Raw genomic sequence first — 24548 nt, 5'->3', positions numbered from 1 at the left:
TTACCTCTGTGACGGCGTCGCTATTGAATCGAAAGCGGCCTCGCAGGCTCGCCCTCTGGCTCTTGCTTCATCAGCCTCTCTTGCCAGATATCCCGCTCGCTCATCAGCGCGACGGAACAGGTCGGCGAGCAATACGGCTCCGCTGGTTTCTGCCTTGCCTCTGCCGGGAGTGCCGGCACTACAGGCGCGTTCACGTTCTGCCAGCTTACGGGCGAGCTGGTCGGCCTTGTCATGCAGCCCACGAGAAGCAGCACGGGCACGATCTGCATCAGCCTGCACGCCAGCCAACTGCTGGCTGACTTGTTTTCTAATCGCATCAATTTCACCCTGTCGGCGTTGTTCTTCTGCCCTGGCTTCTGCCTGTCGCTTAGCCAGCGACGCAGCATCATTTGTATTACGTTGCTCCCACTTCAGCGCCCAGCCTGCATTCGCCTGACGGGCACCGAACCATGAGCCGGAAAAGAAAGTCGCGGCCAGCACGAACGCCACCAGGAGGCCGCGCCAGTGCCGGACTAACCAGGCCGGGATCATGCAGGGTAAACCGCGTAAGGTAGCTGGAAGTGCGGGCCGTCTTTCAGGGTTTTCCAGTCACCGCCCCACTCAACGGGAATATTCAGTTCCTTGCCCGCTTGTTTAAAGGCGTCGGAAATTTGCTGGTAATACTTCCACTCCCATGAGCCTGACGGCGTGGGGTACGCAAACACGTCAACCGCATGGCCTGAAAGATGCCTGCTGTTCATCGTCTGGCTTTTGCCCTCAGCAACGAGCTGCTTTTGCCGAGCTGCGGAGCGAAGCCCTTCGGTGATACCAAAATCAACGGTGGATAATTGAAGGGCGCGACGGACGACTTTCACAAGGTCAGCGTTGACACCTTTCAGGTTATTTTCACTTCTCTGGCTGAAGGTAAATTCACTCATTCTCTTTCGCTCCCCCGAATCGGGCTTCAATAAAACCGGTCACTTTGTTGCGTACCTTGTCAGCCCCCATAAAACCAATTGACGCCCCGACAAAGGTCACGGCATTGGACGGCAGGCCCAGATATTCAAGCGATCCGGCCACCGCCAGCGTAACAATCCCGCAGACCAGTGAACCGGTGGCGGTTTTTAGCATTGACTGGCCGTCATACAGACTCATCAGCGCCGATATGCTTAATGCCGCACCTGCGGCGTATAGAGTCGGCAGATATGTAGCAATCCATTTCATTGTTTGTTCCAGCATCCCCGTAGGTACGTCGCTCATGGCAACCTCTTAATCCCAAAGTTGCACGGTTTTCCGCTGGCCTGGCGGGGGCAGCTCCGGCAGTTCAACAGCCTGACCGGCATTCAAAAAAAGAAGCTTGCTCAGCCCTGGGTTAGCGGCTAATACCTTTTCAGTGATGCCCTGCGTGGTGCCGTAATGGCGCCAGCAAAGCAAATCCACGGTATCCCCCTGCAACGCCTGGACTTTCATCAGCACAGCTCCGCATAGAGGCGAGTCTCATCGCGAATATCGGCAATACTCCACCGCGCATCCCGCCAGAGATCATCCCGTTGTTGGTCAAGGCTGGCGGCGTCTTTATCACCTTTTGGGGTGGTATCCACATCGCGATAACCTTCCAGTACCAGCGCGCGGGCGATGGAATAGACCGCACGGCGGAAGCGATACACCTTCACGTTTTCACCGTTGATGATCAGCTTTTCAGCATCACCAGACGGAGAGACCGAAGGCACATCTTCCAGGGTTTCAAACCCTGCCTTGACCTGCACTGCCCGCCAGTCCCGTAACTGGTCGGTTGCGTGAGCCACGGCCTCCGTGGTGGCGTGCATCAGCCTGGATGTGGTGATGCCTCCCGTGATGCGTGCCGCAAGGCGAAGCTCTCCCAGCTTAATCACCGGCCAGAAATCCCCGGCGCTAACCGAGGTGTCACCGTCATCAACATCCGGGGTATCACTCCCTGCTGGCAGCACGCGCTTATTTGCCACAAGGCTACTCATGCACTCATCTCCCAAAAATCAGGCGGTGGGCGAGCGGTTAAAAGACCGTAAAAGGGCAGATATCCGCTCGCGCCGCCTGTCGGACGGGGCCGAAGTCGTTAATTCTTGCTTCCGCGTGTTGTTTTACGGGTTGATGCTTTACCCGCTGGCGTCTTGCGCGTGGATTTACGGGGCGCTGCGGTCTTAGCAGAAGTACCGGCAGTTTTTTCAGCTTCTTCGGATGTCGCTGCAGCAGTGTCAGTTGTAACGGTGTCATCCTGATCTTCGCCCCCCGAGCCGCTTTCCATATGCAGTTTTTTGAGTTCACGGGCGAGCGTGGCAATCTCTTTTTTCACCCCGGCGTTAGGGTTTCGCAACAGCGCTTCCCGGAACAGCTTCAGCGCTTCCGCTTTGGTCGTGATATCAGTCGCACCACGGCGGGAAAGCGCGCGGGCCTTGCACAACTTGGCGCGCACCACATCCGGCATATCACTGTCGGCGACAATCTCCGCCACTTCGTCAAGCACAGCGATACCGGACGATAAATCAGCGTCAGCATCAGCAGCCGCGAGCGTCAACAGTGGTTTGCTCATTTCTTCGGTCAGGAATGTTGCTGCCGTGCGGTTGAAGTTATCCGGCAGTGTCAGCCCGTGGCGCACCACATAGCGCCCCAGCTTCATCACAAGCACATAATCACGGCAGTCAATCGCCCAGACCATCAGCCGGGTAATGACTTCATCCTGCCGCCCGCTATCGCCGTCAAGCGTGCCTTCAATCCATCCCTCGTATTCAGGCAGCATGGATTTCTTCATTTCGGCTTTGGTTTCTTCGGACTGCACGCCGCTCAGGCGGGACAAGTCCATACGCAGGCGATGCAGAATTTGCTCATGCGCGGTGCGCTGGATATCGGATTCTTCATCCGCCTGGCCCCGGCGTTCTGCCATGACCTTCTGAAAATGTCGTTGTGCCGGTGTTAACATCGTCACTTCTCCCCGTTATGGCGGGGCAATGCCCCGCCGCTTCTGTCACTCACCTGCCTGTTCGGCCTGGGCGAACTGAATGCCGTCAATGAACGCAACATTGCCGTAGTCTTCAATGACGAAGTCATCATTTGAGGACTGGTACGTTGCAACACGGTTGTACTCCGGCTCTTCTTTAATCGTCCGACGCAGACCGCCGCGCTGGTAGTAAATCGACAGGTTTTTGAATGGTGTGATCAGCACGCCATTTACCGGGAAGTAGGGCGCGATAAAGGTCGGCATGTTGCCTACGCGCTCCTGCGCGACAATCAGCTGACCGGCCAGCATTTCGGTATTCGGGTTGGTCTGGCTCATGGCGTTAATTGCCGGGAAATTACTGGTTGTCAGCAAATCGCCCGCCAGGATCACGACGTTATCCGGGTTGCGTTTGTGCCATTCATCCATGAGGCTATTTTTGGCGTCATACACGGCAGCTCCCAGGTTGCCATAAGTGCCTTTTGCAATAACTTTGTTATCTTCGTCACGGGCCGTCACCGTTACGCCGGAAATAACGCGGTGCGGCGCTTCCTTACGGATTTTTTCCAGCCAGCCAATACCGCAGTCCTGCAATAGTGGGTTAGCGGCACGGTCTGACGGGTCGCTGTACTTCACACCGTTAAAGCCAATCATGATGCGATCCAGCGACATCTGGCGAGCCATTGCCTTGCTAATCAGCGGCTGGAAATCCGGCATATGCGCCCAGGCATCAAGCTGTTCATAGCCAATGCCGTAGTCATAGTTGACCTTGCGGCACATGTAGTCGAATGGCTCCATTGAATGGTTAGAGCCTGGGTTGCGTCGGCTGTTGACACCGTTGTTTACGCCAGCCATTGGGCCTTTACTGCCGATCAGCACTTTCTGTCCGATCTGCTGGTTGACGGGGAACACATTAATTTTGCTCAGGAAAGAATCATCCTGTTGCGCAGCCTGTTCCAGTCGCTGTTGACGGGATGGATCTACAGCAAATTTTGCAGCAACAGCGGCTGTTGATACGCCGTTGAGCTGTGCCTGCCGGGCGATGTACTGATCAAACAGCTGGCGGGTATTGTTTTCCATGTTCTCTGCTCTCTTTGTGAATATCAGTAATCAGCCAGCTGTGCGTTATTGCCGCCGCTGGCTGGCGCCCGGCTGCTGAAGTCAGCATCGGCGTTGCTCAGCTTGCTTGTCAGCGCGGCAAGCTCGGTTGTCAGCTTCTGAATGGCCTGGCTGTCCTGCTGTCGGGCGCGACTCAAATCATTGAAGCTGTCCAGCAGATCAGCATGTGACTGCGCCACGTTCTCCACGGCATCACGCACCTGGCTGAACTGTTCACCGTCAGATTTACGGCCTTTACCGATAATCCCCATGACGCGGCTGAACCACTGCTTACCCTCATCGCTGCGCTGCTCGGCCAGTTCGATAATTTCCGCTTCAATAGCATCGGTGAACAGCGGGGCCTCACCCTGCTGATTGTTGAAGGACATAACCTGCTGGCGCTGCTGCGCGGCAAACTTCAGGCGCTCGGTGCCCAAGCTCGCCGGGGTATCGGTCATAGCCAGCCCCATGACATAGGCCTTACCGTTAAGGGCAAACTGCGGGTGCAGCTCAATGCTGGAGTAAATTTTCTTACCTTCTTCCGTCAGCTTCTTCATGCGCTCGGAAGGTTCAATCTCGGCATAAAGAGCAGTTCGGCCAGCGAGTGGGCCTTCGCTGATATCTTCAGCACTCAGGGCCGTCACATCCCCCATCGCACCGAAATCACTGCCGGGGAACGGTGAAAGATAGTGCTCCACGTTGACGCGGGCGCCATACACTTCAGGGCTGTAGTTTGCTGCCGCGTCGCGGAGGTGCTCCGGTCTAATCTCACGCCCGTCAACGGTTGCCCCGGAGACAGCAACGCGGAATTTTTTGCGGGCTGGTTTAGCTGCGCTAGCCATGTCGTTAATCCTGTTGAGTGGTTTCTGTCCGGCCATGATGGCAGAGCGTAACTTGCTGTCTCAACGAGGTTTTGTTGTCAGAGAAAGGCCAGACCATAAAGGGGGCGATAGCGGGATCGCGCGCGGGGTAATCTTCCCCCCATGAACGGTGGAGGGAAGATGATACAGGACGCTTTTGTACGTCAGAGGGCAAGACAACTTTACTGGCAGGGCTACCCGCCAGCGGAGATTTCACGCCTGATGGGTATTAATCAAAACACAATTTATGCCTGGAAGAAACGCGACGAATGGGACGAAACGCCCCCAATGCAGCGCGTCAGCCAGTCCATGGATGCGCGCCTGATCCAGCTCACGGACAAGAAAGAAAAGACAGGGGGAGACTTCAAAGAGATTGATCTGCTAACCCGTCAACTGAAAAAACTGTCAGACGGGCAATCGGCAGGTGCTGTAGCAGGTAAAAAGCCCCGCAAGCGCAAACTGAAAAACCACTTCAGCGAAGAACAGATTGTCGCACTGCGGGAAAAAATAATGGACTCCCTGTCCAGCCATCAGCGCGAATGGTACGAGAACCGCCACCACCGAAACCGCATGATACTGAAATCACGCCAGATTGGCGCAACCTGGTATTTTGCCCGCGAAGCGCTGCTTGATGCGCTGCGTGACGATGTGAAATATCCCTACCAGCGTAATCAAATCTTTCTGTCAGCATCCCGCCGCCAGGCGCACCAGTTCAGGGGATTTATTCAGAAGGTGGCGGAAGAGGTAGACGTCGAGCTGAAAGGCGGTGACAAAATCGTACTCAGTAACGGCGCAGAGCTGCATTTCCTCGGCACGTCTGCGGCAACAGCACAGTCATACACGGGTAACCTGAAATTTGACGAGTTCTTTTGGGTCAGTAACTTCACCAACCTGCGTAAAGTCGCGGGGGCGATGGCAACACTGAAGGGGCTGACCCGTACTTACTTCTCCACGCCGTCAGGTGAAACCCATGAGGCTTACCCGTTCTGGACGGGAGACAGGTGGAATGAAAAGCGCCCCAAAGCACAGCGTAAAGCGTTTGATGTGACCTGGAAAACACTCAACAGCGGGCTGCTATGCCCGGACAAAACCTGGCGCCAAATTGTCACGCTGAAAGATGTTATCGCGCGTGGCTGGGAATACACAGACCTTGAAGAGATTCAGGATGAAAACAGCGAGGATGAATTCCTTAACCTCTACATGTGCGAGTTCGTCCGGGATGGTGAATCAGCCTTCAGCCTGAACGCTCTGATCGGTTGCGGCGCTGACGGGTATGACGAATGGCCGGACTGGAAACCCTTTGCCGCCAGACCAATGGGTAATCGTCCGGTATGGCTCGGTTACGATGCCAACGGCAGCAGTGGCAACGGTGACAGCGGCGGGGTTGCCGTTGTGGTGCCACCGCTGGTTCCTGGCGGTAAATTCCGCACGATTGAAACCCTTCAGGTGCAGGGGCTGGAGTTTGAAGAGCAGGCGAAAGTTATCGAAAACTTCACATTCAAATACAACGTGCAGCATATCGGCATTGATGTGACGGGTGGCAACGGTGAGGCCGTCTATCAGATAGTGAAGAAGTTCTTCCCTATGGCGGTGCCGTACACCTTTAACCTGACCTCAAAGCGTGCCCTGGTGCTGAAAATGCTCCAGGCCATCCGCGCCGGTCGCTGGGAGTATGACCGCGGCGAACGTGACCTGATCAATGCATTCAACGCCGTCAGAAAAGTGAAAACCCCTGGCGGTTTTATTACCTATGACACTGACCGTTCACGCGGTGTCAGCCATGGCGATCTGGCCTGGGCAAATATGCTCGCAATTATTAACGAACCGTTGGGCCAGGAGAGTGGCACCGGTGGTTTTGCGATGGAGTTCTGATGACGAAGCGCCGATACAACAACAAGCATACTGTCAGTAATGGCAGTTCCGGCCAGACTGATATTGCCGACACCCTGAAAGGGGATCCGTCTCTCAGCGCCTTTACTTTTGATGGCCCGTATTCGGTCACTGACGCCTATGATCTGCTTGATAGCATGTGCTGCGTCGATAATGGCCGGTACTACGAGACGCCAGTCGACTGGAAAGGCTTCACGCGGGCATTCTCACAGTCGCCACTTCACCAGTCTGCACTCTACTTTAAACGTAATGTGCTGACCGGGTGCTTTATCCCTCATCCGTTGCTCTCCCGGCAAGCCTTCTCTGCGTTTGCGCTGGACTGGTTTGTCTTCGGGAACGCCTATCTTGAACGCCGGACTAACCGCCTGGGTGGGCCGCTCAAACTTCAGCATGTGCCTGCATTAAATACGCGGCGTGGCAGTGACCTTGATACCTACTGGTTTATCCGACAGTGGAAAGATGAGCACGAGTTTAAAGCGGGCGAGGTCTGCCACGTGATGAACCCTGACATTCATCAGGAAATCTACGGGATGCCGGAATATATGGCGGCGCTGCTCTCGGCCAGCCTGTCCCACTCTGCCGACAAATTCCGCAAGCTCTACTATGACAACGGCTCACATGCCGGGTGCATTCTCTATGTGGGTGCCTCACAGGTTGACCCGGAAAGCATCAAGGTTGTGCAAAAAACGCTATCGGAGGCCAGAGGAAAAGGCGCATTTAAGAACGTATTGATCCACGCACCTGGCGGCGGTAAAGACGGCGTGCAGCTGCTGCCGTTCAGCCAGATATCTGCGAAGGATGAGTTTTTGAATATCAAATCAGCAACACGAAGCGATCTCCGTGATGCGCACCGCATCCCGCCGCAGCTGATGGGCTCAATGCCGGAGGGAACCGGCTCGCTCGGTGACATTGAGAAGGCTGCACGCGTCTTTGCGATTAACGAAATGCTGCCGGTAATGGAAGCAATGAAGAGTGTAAATGACTGGCTGGGTATGGACGTGATCCGCTTTAACTCTTACGCCCTACTCGAAGATAAGTAACCCACATCGACCGTCGCACGGCCTGCGGCGGTATTCCTTCAGTATTTTTCAACGCCCGACACATCCGATCACCCGTCACACCCTCTTTGAAGATCACCTTTTATCTCTGTCACTCAGACCGCCTGAGCGCCCTTCTGGCGGGTGCTGAGCCGTATCCAACCCCGTGCGCCACTGGAAAGCCGAACAACGTGCGCTGAGGGCGAAAGAGGCCGGATTGTGGCAATGCCGGGCACCCCCTCCCCTGGGGTCGGCGCGTGGGCTGTTCCCCCGTCACCTGCGCGCGACATTCGCTTCGTTTTTCGTGCATTTGCCGATCCGGGGCCAGGCCGCGCGGGCATAGGGCTGAAAGGGGGTAAAGTGCATCCAAAAAATTGTGCAAATTTGTGCAGTATTTTGCAGTTTCAAAAGCCCCATCAATTTAACTACTAATTGCCTTAGGATAATTTTCTCGTATTACTTCACTAATTAGTGAATCTTTACCAATCAGTGAACTACGAAATGCTTTCAAGGGGGATTATTATGAGAAAGTTTTTGGATAAGTTCGCCAGCCTCTATGCGGAACCTAACCCCTACGAGACGGTAGGCTTACCCCGACAGGCCCTCCTTTTTGAACAAATGTGCACTCATTCCACGGCAGGTAGCACTCCGCTTAGAGGTGGAATTGTGACACACAATTTGTTGTACATACTTGTGCACTTTTTCGCATTGATTACAATAGCATTTCAGTCGTCAATAACAGATATGATGCTCAATTGCGACTTTGCCACAATCGTACACACCGAAAGAACTAGTAATGGAATAGGATAGGATGAACAACAAAATACCTAAAGTCTCTTTATTCAATGTTGATGAGGATGTTATCAATACTCTTTCAAGGGCGGGATTTAGTACTGACCATCATAAGCTAAATGGGAAATACCATTTCAAGAGAGACACTGGTTTACTTAAACAAGAATGTAGTTTTTCCCACGATATACCGCCCGATTTACATGAATCAGATATAGTCATCATCGACACTCAAGATGCACCAACACTAAAACATGATGAGGGCTTCCCTTTCTCTCTTTACTTCCAAAGACTCCCTCCGCATGTTGATTTAATGCCATTTGATATAATGCAAATTAGTCAGCATGTTAATTCAGGCAGTAAGAAAAGATGTATAATTGTATTTTGTAATCAATCGAATGCCGAATCATATTATTTAATCAACGAAAAACTGAACAATTATGCTGAGTTCAGATCAACAACATTTAATTTTGGCCTTTATATTAGGCCAGTTGCAAAACACGGCTCAAGATACAATAAACCTTCAGACATCAGATTAAGCCCGTTGCACCAAAGCATTATTAAGCATTCTGACGGACTTACCTACAATGTAATATTCGAGGCGACAAACCAAAAAAATGTAGTACTTCTAACAAACGAAAGTGAAGAAACAATCTCATTGTGTAGGGTTGAAGATAATGCTTTCTACATATTTCTTCCAGACATAAAAACAAAGAGCGAGCTTTTACTTGATCTACTAACCAACATATTGCCAGATATACCTTTCCTTTCCGAAATATTCCCTGACCATGGTAGCTTTAATTGGGAGAATGATTTCTCATATATATCAAAAGAAGAAAAAGATATTATTATTCGTTCTAATGAAATTGACACTCAATACGAAAACGATAAAAAAACAATCGCGCAAGAACTTAATAAAACAAGAGAAAAAACGGAAAACCAGCTTCTTAAAAACCTTTTAAAAGAAACCGATGATGCATTAGTCTATGCTGTTCAATGGTTCTTATCATATATAGAATTCGATAATGTACAAAATCCAGATGAACATGTAAAAGATGGCGAGATTTTTGAAGAAGACCTTAGAATTGACGGAAAAGACACGACACTCCTTTTTGAAGTAAAAGGAATAGGAGGAACATCTACAGATGCGCAATGCTCACAAATATCAAAAATCGTCCTAAGAAATAGAAAAGCCAACCCCGAACATAATTTTCATGGGGTATATATAGTCAATAACCAGCGTTACAAAGCACCGCTCCTACGATCATTACCGCCATTCAACGAGAAACAAATAGAAGATGCTGAAATTGCACTTCGCGGCATGACTTATACTTATGAACTTTTCCAAGTCTACCATATGATAGAGCTTGGGATTTTAAAAAAAGAACAGGTCAAAGAAGCCTTTTTAAAAGATGGCCTTTTAGATTTTAAACACAGTTTAATAAAATTACCAAAACCACATGAATACACGAATCACAGTGTATATTCATTCGATCTAGGTGACACTGAATCTATCTTAATTAAAGATGCAGACTATATTATTATCTGTGACAACGAATGTCATTGGCATAAGCTAGACATACTTAGCATGCAAGTAGACAAAAAAAATGTAACGTCTATTAACAAAGGTAAAGTTGGAATTAAAGTCAATACTTTAATAGATAAAGCAACAGGATATTACCTTTTGCAACATTAGAAACTATACAGGTATGCGCCCTACTTTCGTCCCGAAAACGCAGCCTTCATCCTGAACACGAGGTCATTTGTCTTTTTCTTCGCTGCCATCACCTGCGACGGCAGCTTATTCAGCCCAGACGCGGCGCGGTTGTGTGATACCAGCCGCCCCTCCTGCACGGTCATAACAAGCTCACCGCACGCCACTGACGCCCCGGCCATCACCGATCTGATCATTCCAATGCTGGCATCAAACCCACGCAGAGCAAGCAGTTCACTGACCTACTGCTCTTTTACTGATAGCACGGCACCCTCTTCTCGTTCTTGTGGCCGCATTTTACGTTTACTTCGTACATCGTCACTAAGCCGCTGCGCCAGTTTCCTCTTTTCCTGCCGGGAAAGCGCACCAAAATTTTCTGTCGCCCCCACTAAATATCAGCATATTAAACACCATCAGCGCTTGAATTGGTTTCCCGTGTACATATGTTGACAGAACGCTTAGTCTGCCATTCAATGGAGTATACCTAGTACAAATGAACAAACGGAGATTAGCAATGCGAGTCAGGTATTTATACGGCAAGTCAATTTACCTAGAACCACTTATCAAAGGAGAAAATGGCATTCGCCTTAGCGATTTAAGTCATTACTCAAGGCTAGAGAATGAAAAAATGCGAGATGATGAAATGAAGAAAATATTCATTCCTCGTAAAGATGAAATGACCCTTGAAATCAACGGATATAAATTAAATCCAAACGATTTGGTAGGCGACCCCATTTTTAGCATTACCCCCCGGCATTGCTATTGTCTTTGCATGAGCAATCGCGGAAATGACGATGAACTATATAGAACTTTCCAAGCGGATGTATGTATAGCCTTTGATGTAGATGAATTAGAAAGACGCTTGAGCATCTGTTTTGAGTTTTTAAAAGGATCTCATATCATAGGAAAAGATGTCATCTATTACGACACATCAACATTACATGGGCTAGACAAATCACCAGACGAGCTTGTTTTCTATAAGCCGAATCAGTTTTCCCACGAGTCTGAATATAGAATTGCTTGGTTTTATCCTTTAGACAAAAAACACTTCCTATCTAAAGAGAAAAATATCCCAATTAGACTTAAGGATGAGTCATCACATATGACTGTGTTCCATAAAGAAAAAAACATTATTACCGATTGCATTGTGGATGTATACAGATGCAACATTTGCTAGTTTATCCTCGGATAGAAAATAAAATATCACCTAGCGGCTATAAATCCGTGTATCTTCGTACACAGCATATAGCCGCCTGTTGATAACCATCTCGCCACCTGCCGCCAAACGAGATACCTAAGGCTCTACACGAACCCGATCTGGATCCCTTCCAGCACACCGACTAGTGCTGAAATGGAGATTACCGCGTGATAATTCGCCAGAGGCACATGAGCTATTTTCCGTACGGAGGTTAACCTGATTCAAAAGACTGAAGTGATTTTGCGATGATAGAGCACTTCCCACAGCAGCGATATCAATTCCTCCTGCCTGATATCCACAGCCTCGCTGGCATCGTACTTAGCCATCAACTCATTGATCCGCTCAACAGATAATGGTCCTGCCGTATTTATAACTTTTCGGAACGATGGGGAGTGTTTTTCTTGAGGCGGGTGCTCTTCACGCCATTTCTTTTCCGCCCTCTCATTCATCAACTGCCATTCAGCGTATCGACTCAATAACCCACTCTCGGCGCTGGTTCGTACGCCATTGCCTTGCTCAACTTGGCGTGGAGGTTTTTGCTGTGGGTTTTCCGATGAAGTAATAACATCTGGAGCATCAAAGGGTTCCAGTCCCTTGCAAGCACAGCAAATGCGGTCTGTAAAATAATACTTTTCCTTGTAATCCAGTTCATTACTACATTTTCGACATCGCTTTATCTTGTTACTGATAAAATCTGCTGCTTCTTGGTCTCGCCGTTCCTCGTCAAACATACGCATTCCTCCTAATTTCTGTTACCAAACAGCCTGCCCCATGCAACCGGATCCGCCCTTTTCAACATTTCTGCATAGCTTCCAACGGGATCGTGTCTGAAATTTTTACTGTCAATATTATGGCTTAGCTTCATGTTCTGCCACAAATCGGAGGTCCGTCTGTCGAAGCCGGTATCTTCTCGCTTCCTCAGCTCACCTGCGCTGGTTGCGGATATAATATAGCCGTCAATGCGCAAATGCTTACCGCCTAGTAATGACACTAACTGACCTCTACTCGGTTCCATACCTATAGATCTGGCAAAATCATCCAGCTGCGCAACCTTAGCAGCTGGCACCTGGACCGGCCGGAGAACGGCAGGCATATTTCTTTCCTGTTCACGCAACTCCTGAGCAACTTTCAGGTAGCTTTCCGCCCTGGCCTGGTCAATATCATCGCAATCTGTGGCCGTAATAGCGTAAGCCAATGCCTCAAACTTATCAGCCGGCGATTTTTGCCGTTCTGGTTTGTAGTTTCTGAGGCTTTCGTTGAGTCGTTTTTTCTGCTCACGGGTCATTTGACCAATTTCATACTGTTCAGGCCCATCTGGAGGTGAGTCATCACACTTTGAATTTGTATGTTTTTTGACCTCAGTACAGTTATTGACACGAGTCCTAGAGGGCGCAGACGCGCCCCGAAGGTCAAAATCAAAATCAACGGCCTGCCCGGAGTCGTCCAAAATCTCCGGCTTCTTACGCACGATGCGATAGGAATGCAGGCGGGTTTCAATGGGTGGGATGTGAGCGCTTGGCATCACCAGACCTTTAATAAGATCCAGATACTCGCCGTAATTATTCGGCTCGTCTTTCTGCTGGTACCAGATGCGTAACGGCAAATCTCGGCGGGCAACGAGTGCCCCGCCCTGCAATTGAGTGTATTGCTGCCAGTCGCCAGCATCCGCAGCGCGGTGCAACTCGGCAAAAAGCGGGTTTATCTTGTCGGCCTGTTCCTGATTGCGGAACCGGCGTAACTCACGCCAGACAGATACCGGCGCCCCACCCAAAAACTGAAACTGACGGATGCCCCAGCAAGACGCCCAAGCGGTTGCATGTTTTGAAGTTTCTTTCAGCGGCCTGCCGCTCTCGTCGTCGGTTTCGCCGTCGAGCGCGTAGCCATCAATATTCTTACTGATGTACTTCACCACGTAGCCGGTGGCGCTGCCGATTTCATGATCGATCGGCTTCATATCAAAGCGCGGTTGGTTACCGTGCTTACCCTGCAACTCTTCCGCATCCTCGCGGGTGGCGTAGTCTTCCATCACTTCCAGCAGTTCGGCGGAATGTTCCGGCAAAGAAAACAGCAGACCATGCCAGTGCGGCGTACCATCGTGGTGAGACTCAGCCACCCGCAGACCAAAGACAGGAATTTCACGGCGGGCCAGCTCTGCACGAATCTGTTGCCATACCCGATTAAGGTAGCGCTGCGTTGCTCTGGGACTGGCACCGTTCCATTTGGCATTACGATGACCGAATACGGTATATGCGTGGTATTTGGATGGCGCAGTCAGTGTAAAAAACTGGCCTGTATAGCCGCTTTCAGTGGCAACTTTCTCAAAACCACCAATACGGGTCATGAGTTCAACGCGGCGCAGTGCCGGGTTAGATATGCTCTTATCGATCTGCTCAATAAGTGAAATGCGCTCTTTGGTGTCCTGGTCTTCCAGCTCAAGGCGAGCCATGATCGCGCGGCTACGTTTGCGTCTGGCATCCCATTCATCAACGTGGTGCTTACTGCAATACGGTGCAGCGCCCCGCTTCACATCACCAAAGGCAATATGCAGGTGCTCACGCCAGCGCGTGGCGTACTTTTTCAGGTTACGGTGCCAGTAGCGATCATCCAGCATCTTGCTGATACCGGTCGTCGCTTCATCAATGAACAGCGCCCCCCGGCAATACTTTTCCCAGCTTGGAGGCATCAGGAAGAAAAGCCGCGCGAGGATAGCCGCTTCGGTGTAAAGGTATTCGGCATATTTGCGATCACTCTGCGTCTCTACCGTTTCGTGAACTTCGCTCAGCACAGACCGCATATAGATAGCAATATCCTGCGCCAGCAGCTCAACATCTTCCGGCGTGAAGTCCGGCAGGCGGTTCAAGCGCTCAACCAATCCGTGAAGAGTGTTAAACGTGTGGTAAAGCGGGTTTACCCCTTTGAATGCTGTATCAGCCTGAGATTTAGCCTCATCGGTCATCGCAATAGCGTATTGCTCATTAACCATGTTGATGGGTGGCAGATCCCTGCGGATGATATCGCGCAGTGCCAGACGGGCGATGTGCCTGCCCTTCATGGTGTGAATGCTGTCAATGCGGGAAGCCAGACGCAGACGAATAAAGCGAGGTAGCGGCGCAAGGGTAACTTTCACCCACGCCAAAAACTCCTGTTCTTGACCCAGCTCGACTAGATCAACAACGGGAGTCTTATCAACATGAATGGCAGGTTTTGGTTTCTGCCATTCATATTTATATTGGGTAGTGTCTGGTGCACTACCCGGAAACTCTGGCGGTAGCGTTGGGGCGCGACGCCCGCTGGCAGTGGTGGACATTATCCCACCGCTCCCCCATCTTTTTCTTTGCTTCCCCCAATCCGGTCATAAAAAACTTGCTTGGTAACAGGGACCGGGCGAATTGTTTTTTCCAGTTCACGAAGCAGGCGCATTGTTCTAAAGCGTGGTCGAACTCGTAGGTTCTCATCCACATATTCGCCATTCAACTGAAACAAATACGCATAGGAATACCAGCCATTAGCAACCCATACCGCTAATACATCACCGTCACTGGCAAATGTAATAGTATGTTTGTCCACATGTATTATCTCCCCCGTTTCTAATGCCCGGAGAAGTTTTAGATCCCATACTTGATTGAATGGGCACATATAGGAGCGGAATACCGTGTTAGCAATATGGCAAAGATAATCTTTCGCTAGACTTATCATTGGAAACTATCCTGCTCATCAAAAACGCCTGCTTTAACCATCGCGCCATAAGTCGAATCACCACAACATGGCCCACAATCAGGGCAACACCCACCGCCAGCTATTCCGCACCCTTCGCAAACCTTGAGAACGCCGATCACCTCTTTGGCCTTTTGACGGTTTTCTTTGTCAGTGCTGACAGAACGTTGCACGCTGATTTCATGCAGTTTGAAAGGTTTGTAGATCTTGCGAGTGGCTTCTGTGTCGCTGTTAGAAATGATGACCGGCACGCCGTATTTACGGTTTACTTCCAGCAGCGCAACAACTAGCTGGCGGTGATGCCTCTCGGTGAATGGGTCTGTATGGTATTGGGTGAAATTCGCTGTATCGCTAGCAGGCAGGTATGGTGGGTCGCAGTAAATAACCTCATCGGCACCCACCATCACCCGTAACGTGTTTTGGAATGAAGAGCAGAGAAAAATAGCTTTGGTATCGTTGGCTTTCTCAGCAAACTGGCGGATCTCCTCTTCCGGGAAGTAAGGCGCGGTTTTGTGCTGACCAAACGGCACGTTATAACCGCCGCTCTGATTGTAACGCACCACGCCGTTATAGCCGTGGCGGTTGAGATAAAGAAACAGCGCAGCGCGTGCCGCATCAAGCAATCCTTTCGTACCGTTAAAAATTCGACGGTTTTGCAAATACTCTTCTTTTGAATTGCCTGTCGCAAATAGCGGCCACGCAAGATCAATCACCAGCTCGGGATTGCTCTTCACTTCTCGATAGAGGTTAATCAGATCCGGGTTGATATCCGCAAGGATATAGCGCCGATAATCGGTATTGAGAAATACAGATGCGCCACCAACAAAAGGCTCAATAAGACAGTCAGCCTTTGGTAAATGTGGACGCAGTTCAGGAATAACGCGGCTTTTACCGCCAGGCCATTTTAGTAGTGATCGAATCATTTTGCTTTCTCCCGGGTGTAGGAATCCCGACGCGTTAGAGCGTCTGACTATTGGTGAATCATTCAGTGGTTAATTGACTGCGCTATCCGGCGTGGGGGGTGATTCGCGTAACACCTGAACCTCAAGGCGAGGCGCGGCATGGTCAGGGAATTCCCATGGCAACGATGCAGCCAGCTCAGCAAGGCGCTTAATACCCAGCATCAGAGATCTACGCTCCATTTCGCCAAGGTCATTAAAATCAGCCTTCAAATGCTCACGGGTCAGTAGCGGTAACCCCTGAAACTTTGCCGTAGCTTCGTTAGCCAGAATGAAAATCACCTTGCGCTGGTCTTCTCCTAAAAGGTCATAACGACTAGCTGTTTTGCAGGTGCGAGAGACTTTAAGCCCTGACTGTAAACGGGCGTATTGCTCAAGGAACATCTGACGTCCCGATGCAGGTCTATTCTGTCCAGTATTCATCATGCCATTTCTCACATTTTGGGTGAGCGAATACGTCATCACTTAATTAAGTGAAAACTGGTAAGAAGAGATTGATTTATTACTTAACTTTCAAATCAGTTTTTTAAACATTCCAGCCAAGGCATTAAATAAACCTTTATTTATTTTTTTCGTATAAACATAAGGTTTACTCATTCCTTTAATAAACTGCACTTTGTTTGGTTCTGGCTTAAAAAAACGCCCATCAGGACATTCAATCCAGCCCCGCGAATTGCGGTAGTGTGTAACCTGACAGCCTTGCTTTAGCAAGCTAGCAAGGGATGGCCCCTGGTCTGCGTTCATTGATGTGATACCCCTTCACGAATAGCATCTATGGTTTTCATCGCTTCTGACAAAGCAAAGTCTCTGCCGAAATAATTACCATCACTTAAAACGCTGTATGCCGTTTTCATGGTAATAGAATTGCGCGGGCATTTATGAATAGTAAAACCACGATAAATATAACTATGTCGGCTTAGTTGTATTAACTGGCCCATAATATCCCCGTTAACTATTGGCTATCGCATCCTTGAGCATGGCGACCATATTTACTTCTACCTTACTTCCGGCAAGCTCTTTGGGCCTGATGATAATCCGCCCATCCTTGACCATATCCCGGCAAGTTTCGAAGGGTATTCCGGTAACTCTGGCATACTCTTTAAGCGATAAATAAGGTGCCGCAACATTTAAATTGATAGTTACGCCTGACATCTTTCACCTCTTAACACAGGATCATCAACGTGTATTTCCCAGCTTAAAACTGGTGATTTTTTCTGGAGCTAATAAACCCTTGAGCTTTTCCATAAGCTCAGGCGGCACCTCAACTGCCCCACCGTAAATGGCAACAACACTCACCGAAATCAGTACCTGGCCTAAGCGCCCTGTATCAGGTGAATAAAGCGCCACAGCCAAAGTGGAACCATCAATAGCTCTTGGGCGCCCTAAACAAAGCTTCTGCGTTTTCTTGCTCATCATTAATTCCCTGCTTGATTGGGATGCATTTCCTGAAGCCCGCGTAAAAAAACGATACGAACCATATTTGATGCAGATCGGCATTCTGCCTCTGCCATTGCTTCAATGGTGGCGCGCTCTTCTGGTGAAAGACGTAACGGGAGTGGGCCTCCTGCCACGGTATTTTTCGGGGTACGTGACCGCTGAATATGCTCTACTTGCGTCATAGTGGTATATTGTGATCTGCTAAGAATCTGTGAAAAACATCATTGATCACTATAGGTATCAATGTCAACGTTGAAAACGAATAAATGACAACTTTAGGTTTCAGATTGCGTGAAGAAAGGGACCGTAGAGGGCTTAATCAGACTGATTTTGCTGCTTTAGCTAATGGTTCTCGTGGTGCTCAAGCAGCTTATGAACGTGATGAAAAAATACCTGGTGGCGGCTACCTCATGGCATTAGCAGCTTCAGGTATAGATGTGCTGTACGTTCTTACAGGTCAAAGGATACCTAAAACGGGAGCACTATCTGATGATGAACAAGAGCTTATCGAAATTTACCGTAATGCCCCATTAGCAATCAAAGCTGCGGCCCTTGCTGCCCTCACGGCTGGTAGTTCGGCATCAAATTCAATTCAGGTATCTGGCAACAGTAACCGTGTAGCGGGCAGGGATTTCAACGAAAAAAATAAGTAAGGAAGCTTTATGACAGTAAATTCTACTGGAGAGCAAAACCGCCTGGCGGGTCGTGATTTTAATGAAAATAATATTCAGATAGATCAGTTTGACGGACGCCATACCGTCAATATAGCAATCCCATCTGAAAAAGAAGAAAAGCGTCCTCTCGTCAAAGCTCAGCGTAAGGAACTTAACTGCCTTGTAACTGCAATAGCCGAGGCCGGGGATAATGAGGCGTTCGTTATCTGGCAAAAGGTTCATGCCGAGATTGGTGTTACCAGTATTGAAGATATGACCGTAAACCAATACCAGGCGGCTCTTAGTTTCCTGCAGGCCATGCTTGAACGGCTTAAAGAAAAAGATGCCAGTAAAGCCCTTGTCAGCCTTCTTCTTCGCAACAGTGAAGATAGCGAATTGAGGCAAAAGCTGATTCGTTATTGCCATGTTAACTTCGGAACTGGTCGATTGAATGACCTAACACGCAACCAGCTTCAAATGTGTTTATCGTGGCTGGACCAGCAAACACAAGATATTCCGCTCTCTCCTCCGAAAGACAATCACTCTCCTGCGAATGTCACTACATTGCTGCGAAATCACCCGAAAGAATTCATTGTCATTTTCTTAATTGGCTTCCTGTTAGGTTCATTATTCTTCTGACTTCGTGGGGTTTTATATGAATACTATTTGTTTTACAGGTTTTGGGAAAAAAGATAAAAATGAGCTGATTGAAATTGCTAAAGCTCGTGGATATGTCGTTAGAAGTGATGTCACCAAGGATCTTAACTATCTCTGTTGTGGAGAAAATGCTGGCCCAAGCAAAATAAACAAGGCATCTCAACAAGGTTCCGAAGTGCTGTCGGCTGAGCAATTTCTAAACCAGTCGACTTTGTCTAATGTGCAAAATGTTGAACGTGAAGAGGCCAAGGCACCAACACTCACAATCCATGATGAACACCCTCTTCTGGACCTGATCTGGTCGTCAATTGATACAAAAAAAAATTTATCAATCATTTATCACGGAGGTGAACGATCCGGATCTGCAAGAGATATTCTTCCTCTGACATTGCTTGATAACTTTACTCTGCGGGCAGCAGACCTATCATCTCCGACTCACCCGGTAAAAACATTCAGCTTGGAAAAAATTGAAATACTTGGTGTAGAAAGGCTCTCAGTCCTGCCAGGCGAACTTAACAAGAGCAAGAAAAAACAATACTCCGTTGGCTTGTATAAAAATATCGAAGAAGTACATTTAGCATTTGCCGAAACACTTCAAGGTATGGGGTGGCATGTTGCTACTTATCAAGATGATGCAGGCCTTTGCAATCGTTTGGATGTCTGTGATTTTTTCAAAAATGGCAAACCACGTAAAACTCCCGTTGTAAGTTTATCCTTCCAACCAGAAAATCAAACGCGCCCTTTCGTCTGTAGATGTCGAGATACCGAATCTACACCTACCTATGCACATCTTGATAACGCTGCAGAAATGTTTATATCGCTGGCCTATGCTGGCTCAAGTGAGGCTTTAGAGGGGGAAGAGTGACCGTTCGTAAGCTTACTTCAGGTAAATGGCTCTGTCAGTGCTTCCCATACGGACGCGATGGGAAGCGCATACGCAAGCAGTTTGCCACCAAAGGCGAGGCGCTCTCATTTGAGCGCCGCGCCATGAATAACGCTTCAGGCCAGACAGTTAACGATAGTGCGGTAACGCTCTCCGCATTCGTTGACCGTTGGTTTGAAATGCACGGTAAAACCCTGACTTCCGGCGAAGAGAGAAAAACAAAGCTGCTCGCTATCTGCGAACGCCTGGGAGATCCTCTCGCTGCTCACTTTGATAAAAACACTTTTGCTGTTTATCGGGAAAGACGTTTAAGCGGTGAATGGAATCAGAAAGGAAAGAAGAAACTTAGCGAGGCGACGGTAAACCGCGAGCAATCTTATCTGCATGCAGTCTTTGCGGAAATGAAACGCTTAGGGGAATGGGAAGGTGATAACCCACTTTCAGGGATCAGGCAGTTCAAAGAGGGTGATCAGGAGCTGGCTTTCCTCTACGAGGAAGAGATTGACCGCCTGCTTGCAGCTTGCGACCAGTCTGCCAATAAAGATCTCGGTATCATCGTTAGAATTTGCCTGGCGACTGGTGCGCGCTGGAGTGAAGCCCAGGACTTGAAGCAATCTCAAATATTGCCAGGCCGTCTGACCTTCACTCAGACCAAAAGCAAAAAGAACCGCACAGTGCCAATATCTGCCCAACTACAAGAGTTGCTGCCGAAGAAACGTGGAGTGCTGTTCTCCCCCGCTTATGAAGCCTTCAAATCTGCACTTAGCAGAGCCAGCATTGAGTTGCCTAAAGGTCAGCGTACCCACGTCCTGCGGCATACCTTTGCAAGCCATTTTATGATGCGTGGTGGCAATATTCTGGTGCTACAGCAGATACTTGGTCATAGCACTATCATGATGACCATGCGGTATGCGCATTTCGCACCAAATCACCTTGATGCAGCGATAGCACTTAATCCGTTTGATAACCGTGAAGAGACGAAATAGATAGTCAGCCAAAAGGCAGCGCTGCCACCCTGCTGCCATTTTGCTGCCACTGTCCCAAATCGCAGGCAATAAAAAACCACCCGAAGGTGGTTTACACGACACTGCTTATCATTGATTTTATTCTTTTTATTCCCATGGTACCCGGAGCGGGACTTGAACCCGCACAGCCATAAGCCGAGGGATTTTAAATCCCTTGTGTCTACCGATTTCACCATCCGGGCTCGGGAAGAAATTGGAGGCGCGTTCCGGAGTCGAACCGGACTAGACGGATTTGCAATCCGCTACATAACCGCTTTGCTAACGCGCCAAAATCTTTTGCCTTTTCAGGCGGTAACAGAAAACTCTATTACCTGAATCTGGAGCGGGAAACGAGACTCGAACTCGCGACCCCGACCTTGGCAAGGTCGTGCTCTACCAACTGAGCTATTCCCGCATTTTGTACAAGTGACCGTTGGTGGCCGTTAAGCTAATCACTTGATTTTATTATCTTCCGGCTAGCCATGCTGCCTTTCGATGCGTTGCATTCTACTTACCTGACGCAATGAGTCAATGAAATTTTCTAACACCACGAATCGTTTGCTGAATTTTGCGCCGGATAGATCACGGTTCGAGCAAATCGCCGCGTGCCGCAGCAAGATACTGGAACATTGACCAGAAGGTCAGAACCGCAGCCACGAAGAAAAGCGCGATGCCGGTGTATTCGATCCACATGTTCGGCCGCCACAGCATCCCGATCAACGCCAGCATCTGTGCCATGGTTTTGGTTTTGCCAATCCAGGACACCGCCACGCGGCTGCGCTTGCCAATTTCCGCCATCCATTCGCGCAGTGCGGAAATAATAATTTCACGAGCGATCATCGTTGCCGCAGGCAGGGTCACCCACCAGGCATGGTAGTGTTCCGCCACCAGTACTAAAGCCACGACCACCATCACCTTATCAGCAACCGGGTCAAGGAATGCGCCAAAGCGCGTGCTCTGGTTCCAGCGACGCGCCAGGAAACCGTCAAACCAGTCGGTGATAGCCGCCAGCCAGAAGATGAACGCGCAAAGGAACGGGCCCCAATTGAACGGCAGATAAAACGCCAGCACAAAGAACGGGATAAGGATGACACGAAACAGCGTGAGCAGTGTTGGGATATTGAATCGCATAGTGCCAGTTAACTATCTGTCATAAGTGGAAATTGTCTCTATGTTGCTACAGAGCCCTTAATGTTTCAACGAGTAGTAGATCTTTTCTGCCAATGCCTGCGAGATGCCCGGCACTTTTGCGATCTCCTCGATAGAGGCATTGATTAACGGTTGCAATCCGCCCATATACTTCAGCAACATCTGGCGGCGTTTAGGTCCGATCCCTTCGATGGTTTCCAACGAGCTGGTACTTTTCACCTTAGCGCGTTTTTTACGGTGCCCGGAAATCGCATGATCGTGTGAATCATCACGGATGTGCTGGATCACATGCAGTGCCGGAGAATCCGGCGGCAAAGAGAACCCCTCACCTTCCGGTTCGAAGAACAGCGTTTCCAGCCCTGCTTTACGGTCGCTGCCTTTTGCCACGCCAAGCAATAAAGGATGGTGTTTGTCCCAGGGCACGTCCAGCCCGGCAAATACGGACTTCGCCTGCCCCAGCTGCCCCTTCCCGCCGTCTATCAGGATAACGTCGGGTATTTTGCTTTCTTCTATGGCCTTGCCGTAGCGACGACGCAGCACCTGGTTCATGGCGGCATAATCATCGCCCGGCGTAATGCCGGTAATATTATAGCGGCGATATTCAGACCGCAGCGGACCGTTGCTGTCAAAAACAACGCAGGAAGCGACGGTTTGCTCCCCCATCGTATGGCTGATATCAAAACACTCCATCCGCTTCACTTCCGGAAGTTTTAGCACCTCAGCCAGCGCTTTCAGGCGCTGATGGATAGTGGACTGTTGGGAAAGCCTGGTTACCAGTGCCGTTGCCGCGTTGGTACGCGCAAGCTTCAGGTAACGCGCCCGGTCACCGCGAGGTTTGGTTTGCACGTTCACCTTGCGGCCCGCCAGCTCGCTCAACGACTCCGCCAGCAGGGATTTATCCGCCAGCGCAAAATCAAGCAGAATTTCAGAAGGCAGCGTGCGCATCTGGCTGCCCTGCAGATAAAACTGGCCGACAAACGTCTCGACAACTTCGCTCAGCTCGGTACCGGCTGGCACCTTAGGGAAGTAGCTACGGCTGCCAAGCACTTTGCCCTGGCGAATAAACAGCACGTGAACGCAGGCCAGCCCAGCATCAAACGATACGCCAATAACGTCGAGATCGTCGCCGGTATTGGAAACAAACTGTTTCTCGGTAATGCGCCTTACCGCCTGAATCTGATCGCGGATCCTGGCGGCCTCTTCAAACTCAAGGTTTTTGCTCGCCTCTTCCATACGGCCGATAAGCTGCGTCAGCACCTGATCGTCCTTCCCGGCTAAAAACAGACGGACATAATCCACCTGACGGGCATAGTCCTCTTCCGTTACCAGACCTGCAACGCAGGGGCCGAGACAGCGCCCAATTTGATACTGGAGACAAGGCCGGGAGCGGTTGCGATAAACGCTGTTCTCGCACTGACGAATCGGGAAAACCTTTTGCAGCAGCGCCAGCGTTTCGCGCACGGCATAGCCGTTAGGAAACGGGCCGAAGTATTCACCCTTCGCATGCTTGGCGCCGCGGTGCATGGCCAGCCGCGGGTGGCTGTCCGCGCTCAGGAAGATAAAAGGATAGGATTTATCGTCACGCAGCAGCACGTTGTAGCGAGGCTGATAGAGCTTGATGTAGTTGTGCTCTAACAGCAGGGCTTCGGTTTCGGTGTGGGTCACCGTGACGTCGATGTGGTGAATCAACGCCACCAGCGCCTCGGTTTTGCGGCTCGCGAGGTTTGTACGGAAGTAGCTGGAAAGGCGTTTTTTCAGGTCTTTGGCTTTGCCGACGTAGATAACGGTGCTGCCGGCATCGTACATGCGATAGACGCCGGGCTTGCTGGTTACCGTCTTGAGAAAAGCCCGGGAATCGAAAGTGTCACTCACTACTGATTAACGTCTCCGCGTTGAATAACCCATGGCGGATAGCCAGGTGTGTCAGCTCAACGTCGCCGCTGATATTCAGTTTACTAAACATCCGATAGCGGTAGCTGTTCACCGTTTTAGGGCTGAGATTAAGCTGCTCAGAGATCTCATTGACCTTCTGGCCTTTGGTGATCATCAGCATAATCTGTAATTCACGCTCAGACAAACTGGCGAAGGGGGATTCCGCCTCGGGCTCTATCTGGCTTAAGGCCATCTGCTGGGCAATGTCGGAGGCGATGTAACGCTGGCCCGCATTGACGGAGCGAATCGCGTTAACCACGTCCTGAGGCGCCGCGCCTTTGCTCAGGTAACCTGCCGCGCCGGCCTGCATCACTTTCGCAGGCAGCGGATTCTCGGTATGGATAGTCAACATGATAACTTTGATATCTGAAGAGTAACGGGCAATCTTACGGGTGGCTTCCAGGCCGCCGATCCCCGGCATATTCATATCCATTAACACGACATCGACCGGGTTGCTGCGGCACCATTTAATGGCATCCTCACCGCAGTTAGCTTCACCCGAGACTTTGATGCCTTTAATCTCTTCCAGAATGCGTCGTATCCCTGCGCGCACCAGTTCGTGGTCATCAACAAGAAGAACGTTGATCAAAGGGCTATTCTCCAGAAAGGGGTAATGACTCCAACTTA

Annotated in this window: 28 protein-coding genes and 3 tRNA genes; 8 read left to right on the top strand and 23 right to left on the bottom strand. The window is 50.0% G+C overall.

The genetic code is table 11. The annotated features are described in order from the left end of the window. The 8 genes from HX778_RS08015 to HX778_RS07980 form a co-directional block, all read right to left on the bottom strand. Positions 1-531 carry a DUF2514 family protein gene (locus tag HX778_RS08015; RefSeq protein ID WP_176981727.1) on the bottom strand — a complete coding sequence of 177 codons (531 nt, stop codon included), beginning with the start codon at positions 529-531 and terminating at the stop codon, positions 1-3. Further along, positions 528-917, bottom strand: coding sequence for a M15 family metallopeptidase (locus HX778_RS08010; protein ID WP_176981726.1), 390 nt, complete (start codon positions 915-917; stop codon positions 528-530). Before HX778_RS08010 ends, HX778_RS08015 begins: the two co-directional genes overlap by 4 nt. Next, on the bottom strand, positions 910-1239 hold the full coding sequence (locus tag HX778_RS08005; protein ID WP_176981725.1) for a phage holin, lambda family: 330 nt from the start codon (positions 1237-1239) through the stop codon (positions 910-912). Before HX778_RS08005 ends, HX778_RS08010 begins: the two co-directional genes overlap by 8 nt. 9 nt (positions 1240-1248) lie before the next feature. Beyond that, complete coding sequence (locus tag HX778_RS08000) at positions 1249-1449, bottom strand: tail protein X (RefSeq protein ID WP_176981724.1); 201 nt, start codon at positions 1447-1449, stop codon at positions 1249-1251. Then, entirely contained in the window at positions 1449-1973 is a 525-nt protein-coding gene (locus HX778_RS07995) for a head completion/stabilization protein (RefSeq protein ID WP_176981723.1), read from the bottom strand. The genes HX778_RS08000 and HX778_RS07995 overlap by 1 nt, the downstream gene beginning before the upstream one ends. 98 nt (positions 1974-2071) lie before the next feature. Continuing rightward, the gene (gene gpM, locus HX778_RS07990) at positions 2072-2932 is read right to left on the bottom strand and encodes a phage terminase small subunit (protein ID WP_176981722.1); all 861 of its coding nucleotides are present in this window, start codon (positions 2930-2932) and stop codon (positions 2072-2074) included. Positions 2933-2977: 45 nt separating this feature from the next. Then, positions 2978-4027 carry a phage major capsid protein, P2 family gene (locus tag HX778_RS07985; protein WP_176981721.1) on the bottom strand — a complete coding sequence of 350 codons (1050 nt, stop codon included), beginning with the start codon at positions 4025-4027 and terminating at the stop codon, positions 2978-2980. Between the two features lie 23 nt (positions 4028-4050). Next, positions 4051-4887 (bottom strand): GPO family capsid scaffolding protein, encoded by an 837-nt coding sequence (locus HX778_RS07980; RefSeq protein WP_176981720.1) that lies wholly within the window; start codon positions 4885-4887, stop codon positions 4051-4053. Between the two features lie 159 nt (positions 4888-5046). Here HX778_RS07980 and HX778_RS07975 point away from each other — a divergent pair, with 159 nt between their 5' ends. The 4 genes from HX778_RS07975 (at position 5047) to HX778_RS07960 (ending at position 11512) form a co-directional block, all read left to right on the top strand. After that, positions 5047-6777: a terminase large subunit domain-containing protein gene (locus HX778_RS07975; RefSeq protein WP_176981719.1), complete on the top strand. Its 1731-nt coding sequence runs from the start codon at positions 5047-5049 to the stop codon at positions 6775-6777. Continuing rightward, a complete protein-coding gene (locus HX778_RS07970; RefSeq protein WP_176981718.1) occupies positions 6777-7835 on the top strand; it encodes a phage portal protein in 1059 nt (352 codons plus the stop codon). The genes HX778_RS07975 and HX778_RS07970 overlap by 1 nt, the downstream gene beginning before the upstream one ends. Before the next feature lie 808 nt (positions 7836-8643). Continuing rightward, positions 8644-10317, top strand: a complete 1674-nt coding sequence (locus HX778_RS07965) for a hypothetical protein (protein WP_176981717.1) — start codon at positions 8644-8646, stop codon at positions 10315-10317. Positions 10318-10849: 532 nt separating this feature from the next. Continuing rightward, positions 10850-11512, top strand: a complete 663-nt coding sequence (locus tag HX778_RS07960) for a hypothetical protein (RefSeq protein WP_176981716.1) — start codon at positions 10850-10852, stop codon at positions 11510-11512. 242 nt (positions 11513-11754) lie between these two features. Here HX778_RS07960 and HX778_RS07955 read toward each other — a convergent pair whose 3' ends face one another. The 9 genes from HX778_RS07955 to HX778_RS07915 form a co-directional block, all read right to left on the bottom strand. Then, positions 11755-12264 carry a hypothetical protein gene (locus tag HX778_RS07955; RefSeq protein ID WP_176981715.1) on the bottom strand — a complete coding sequence of 170 codons (510 nt, stop codon included), beginning with the start codon at positions 12262-12264 and terminating at the stop codon, positions 11755-11757. A gap of 11 nt (positions 12265-12275) precedes the next feature. Beyond that, entirely contained in the window at positions 12276-14840 is a 2565-nt protein-coding gene (locus HX778_RS07950) for a replication endonuclease (protein ID WP_176981714.1), read from the bottom strand. Then, a complete protein-coding gene (locus HX778_RS07945) occupies positions 14840-15229 on the bottom strand; it encodes a hypothetical protein (protein ID WP_176981713.1) in 390 nt (129 codons plus the stop codon). Before HX778_RS07945 ends, HX778_RS07950 begins: the two co-directional genes overlap by 1 nt. Beyond that, complete coding sequence (locus tag HX778_RS07940; RefSeq protein ID WP_176981712.1) at positions 15226-16170, bottom strand: Dam family site-specific DNA-(adenine-N6)-methyltransferase; 945 nt, start codon at positions 16168-16170, stop codon at positions 15226-15228. Before HX778_RS07940 ends, HX778_RS07945 begins: the two co-directional genes overlap by 4 nt. Positions 16171-16239: 69 nt before the next feature. After that, positions 16240-16590 (bottom strand): hypothetical protein, encoded by a 351-nt coding sequence (locus HX778_RS07935; RefSeq protein ID WP_255483365.1) that lies wholly within the window; start codon positions 16588-16590, stop codon positions 16240-16242. A 129-nt stretch (positions 16591-16719) separates the two neighbouring features. Next, the gene (locus tag HX778_RS07930) at positions 16720-16950 is read right to left on the bottom strand and encodes a phage filamentation protein Fil family protein (RefSeq protein ID WP_176981711.1); all 231 of its coding nucleotides are present in this window, start codon (positions 16948-16950) and stop codon (positions 16720-16722) included. Continuing rightward, a complete protein-coding gene (locus HX778_RS07925) occupies positions 16947-17144 on the bottom strand; it encodes a DUF4761 family protein (RefSeq protein ID WP_176981710.1) in 198 nt (65 codons plus the stop codon). The genes HX778_RS07930 and HX778_RS07925 overlap by 4 nt, the downstream gene beginning before the upstream one ends. A gap of 10 nt (positions 17145-17154) precedes the next feature. Then, positions 17155-17358: a DNA-binding protein gene (locus tag HX778_RS07920; protein WP_176981709.1), complete on the bottom strand. Its 204-nt coding sequence runs from the start codon at positions 17356-17358 to the stop codon at positions 17155-17157. Positions 17359-17382: 24 nt separating this feature from the next. Further along, positions 17383-17622 (bottom strand): hypothetical protein, encoded by a 240-nt coding sequence (locus tag HX778_RS07915; protein WP_218167051.1) that lies wholly within the window; start codon positions 17620-17622, stop codon positions 17383-17385. 287 nt (positions 17623-17909) lie between these two features. Between HX778_RS07915 and HX778_RS07910 the strand changes: the two genes are divergently transcribed. The 4 genes from HX778_RS07910 to HX778_RS07895 are packed head-to-tail and all read left to right on the top strand — an operon-like array spanning position 17910 to position 20822. Then, positions 17910-18296 carry a helix-turn-helix domain-containing protein gene (locus HX778_RS07910; RefSeq protein ID WP_176981707.1) on the top strand — a complete coding sequence of 129 codons (387 nt, stop codon included), beginning with the start codon at positions 17910-17912 and terminating at the stop codon, positions 18294-18296. Positions 18297-18305: 9 nt separating this feature from the next. After that, entirely contained in the window at positions 18306-18935 is a 630-nt protein-coding gene (locus tag HX778_RS07905; protein WP_176981706.1) for a hypothetical protein, read from the top strand. Between the two features lie 16 nt (positions 18936-18951). After that, complete coding sequence (locus HX778_RS07900) at positions 18952-19818, top strand: BRCT domain-containing protein (RefSeq protein ID WP_176981705.1); 867 nt, start codon at positions 18952-18954, stop codon at positions 19816-19818. Continuing rightward, positions 19815-20822: a tyrosine-type recombinase/integrase gene (locus tag HX778_RS07895; protein ID WP_176981704.1), complete on the top strand. Its 1008-nt coding sequence runs from the start codon at positions 19815-19817 to the stop codon at positions 20820-20822. Before HX778_RS07900 ends, HX778_RS07895 begins: the two co-directional genes overlap by 4 nt. 135 nt (positions 20823-20957) lie before the next feature. Here the strand turns inward: HX778_RS07895 and HX778_RS07890 are convergent. From HX778_RS07890 to uvrY, 6 genes are all read right to left on the bottom strand, one after another. Next, positions 20958-21043 (bottom strand) — tRNA-Leu (locus HX778_RS07890). A gap of 12 nt (positions 21044-21055) precedes the next feature. Then, positions 21056-21129: transfer RNA gene (locus HX778_RS07885), tRNA-Cys, on the bottom strand. Between the two features lie 50 nt (positions 21130-21179). Further along, positions 21180-21255: transfer RNA gene (locus HX778_RS07880), tRNA-Gly, on the bottom strand. Between the two features lie 167 nt (positions 21256-21422). Next, on the bottom strand, positions 21423-21971 hold the full coding sequence (gene pgsA, locus HX778_RS07875) for a CDP-diacylglycerol--glycerol-3-phosphate 3-phosphatidyltransferase (RefSeq protein WP_038481692.1): 549 nt from the start codon (positions 21969-21971) through the stop codon (positions 21423-21425). A 57-nt stretch (positions 21972-22028) separates the two neighbouring features. After that, positions 22029-23861: an excinuclease ABC subunit UvrC gene (gene uvrC, locus HX778_RS07870; RefSeq protein ID WP_176981703.1), complete on the bottom strand. Its 1833-nt coding sequence runs from the start codon at positions 23859-23861 to the stop codon at positions 22029-22031. Then, positions 23854-24510 carry a UvrY/SirA/GacA family response regulator transcription factor gene (gene uvrY, locus HX778_RS07865; protein ID WP_038481686.1) on the bottom strand — a complete coding sequence of 219 codons (657 nt, stop codon included), beginning with the start codon at positions 24508-24510 and terminating at the stop codon, positions 23854-23856. The genes uvrC and uvrY overlap by 8 nt, the downstream gene beginning before the upstream one ends. Positions 24511-24548 lie beyond the last annotated feature (38 nt).

The organism is Cedecea sp. P7760, assembly GCF_013386425.1.
Lineage (GTDB): Bacteria > Pseudomonadota > Gammaproteobacteria > Enterobacterales > Enterobacteriaceae > Cedecea > Cedecea selenatireducens.
This window is presented reverse-complemented; position numbering and strand designations above follow the sequence as displayed.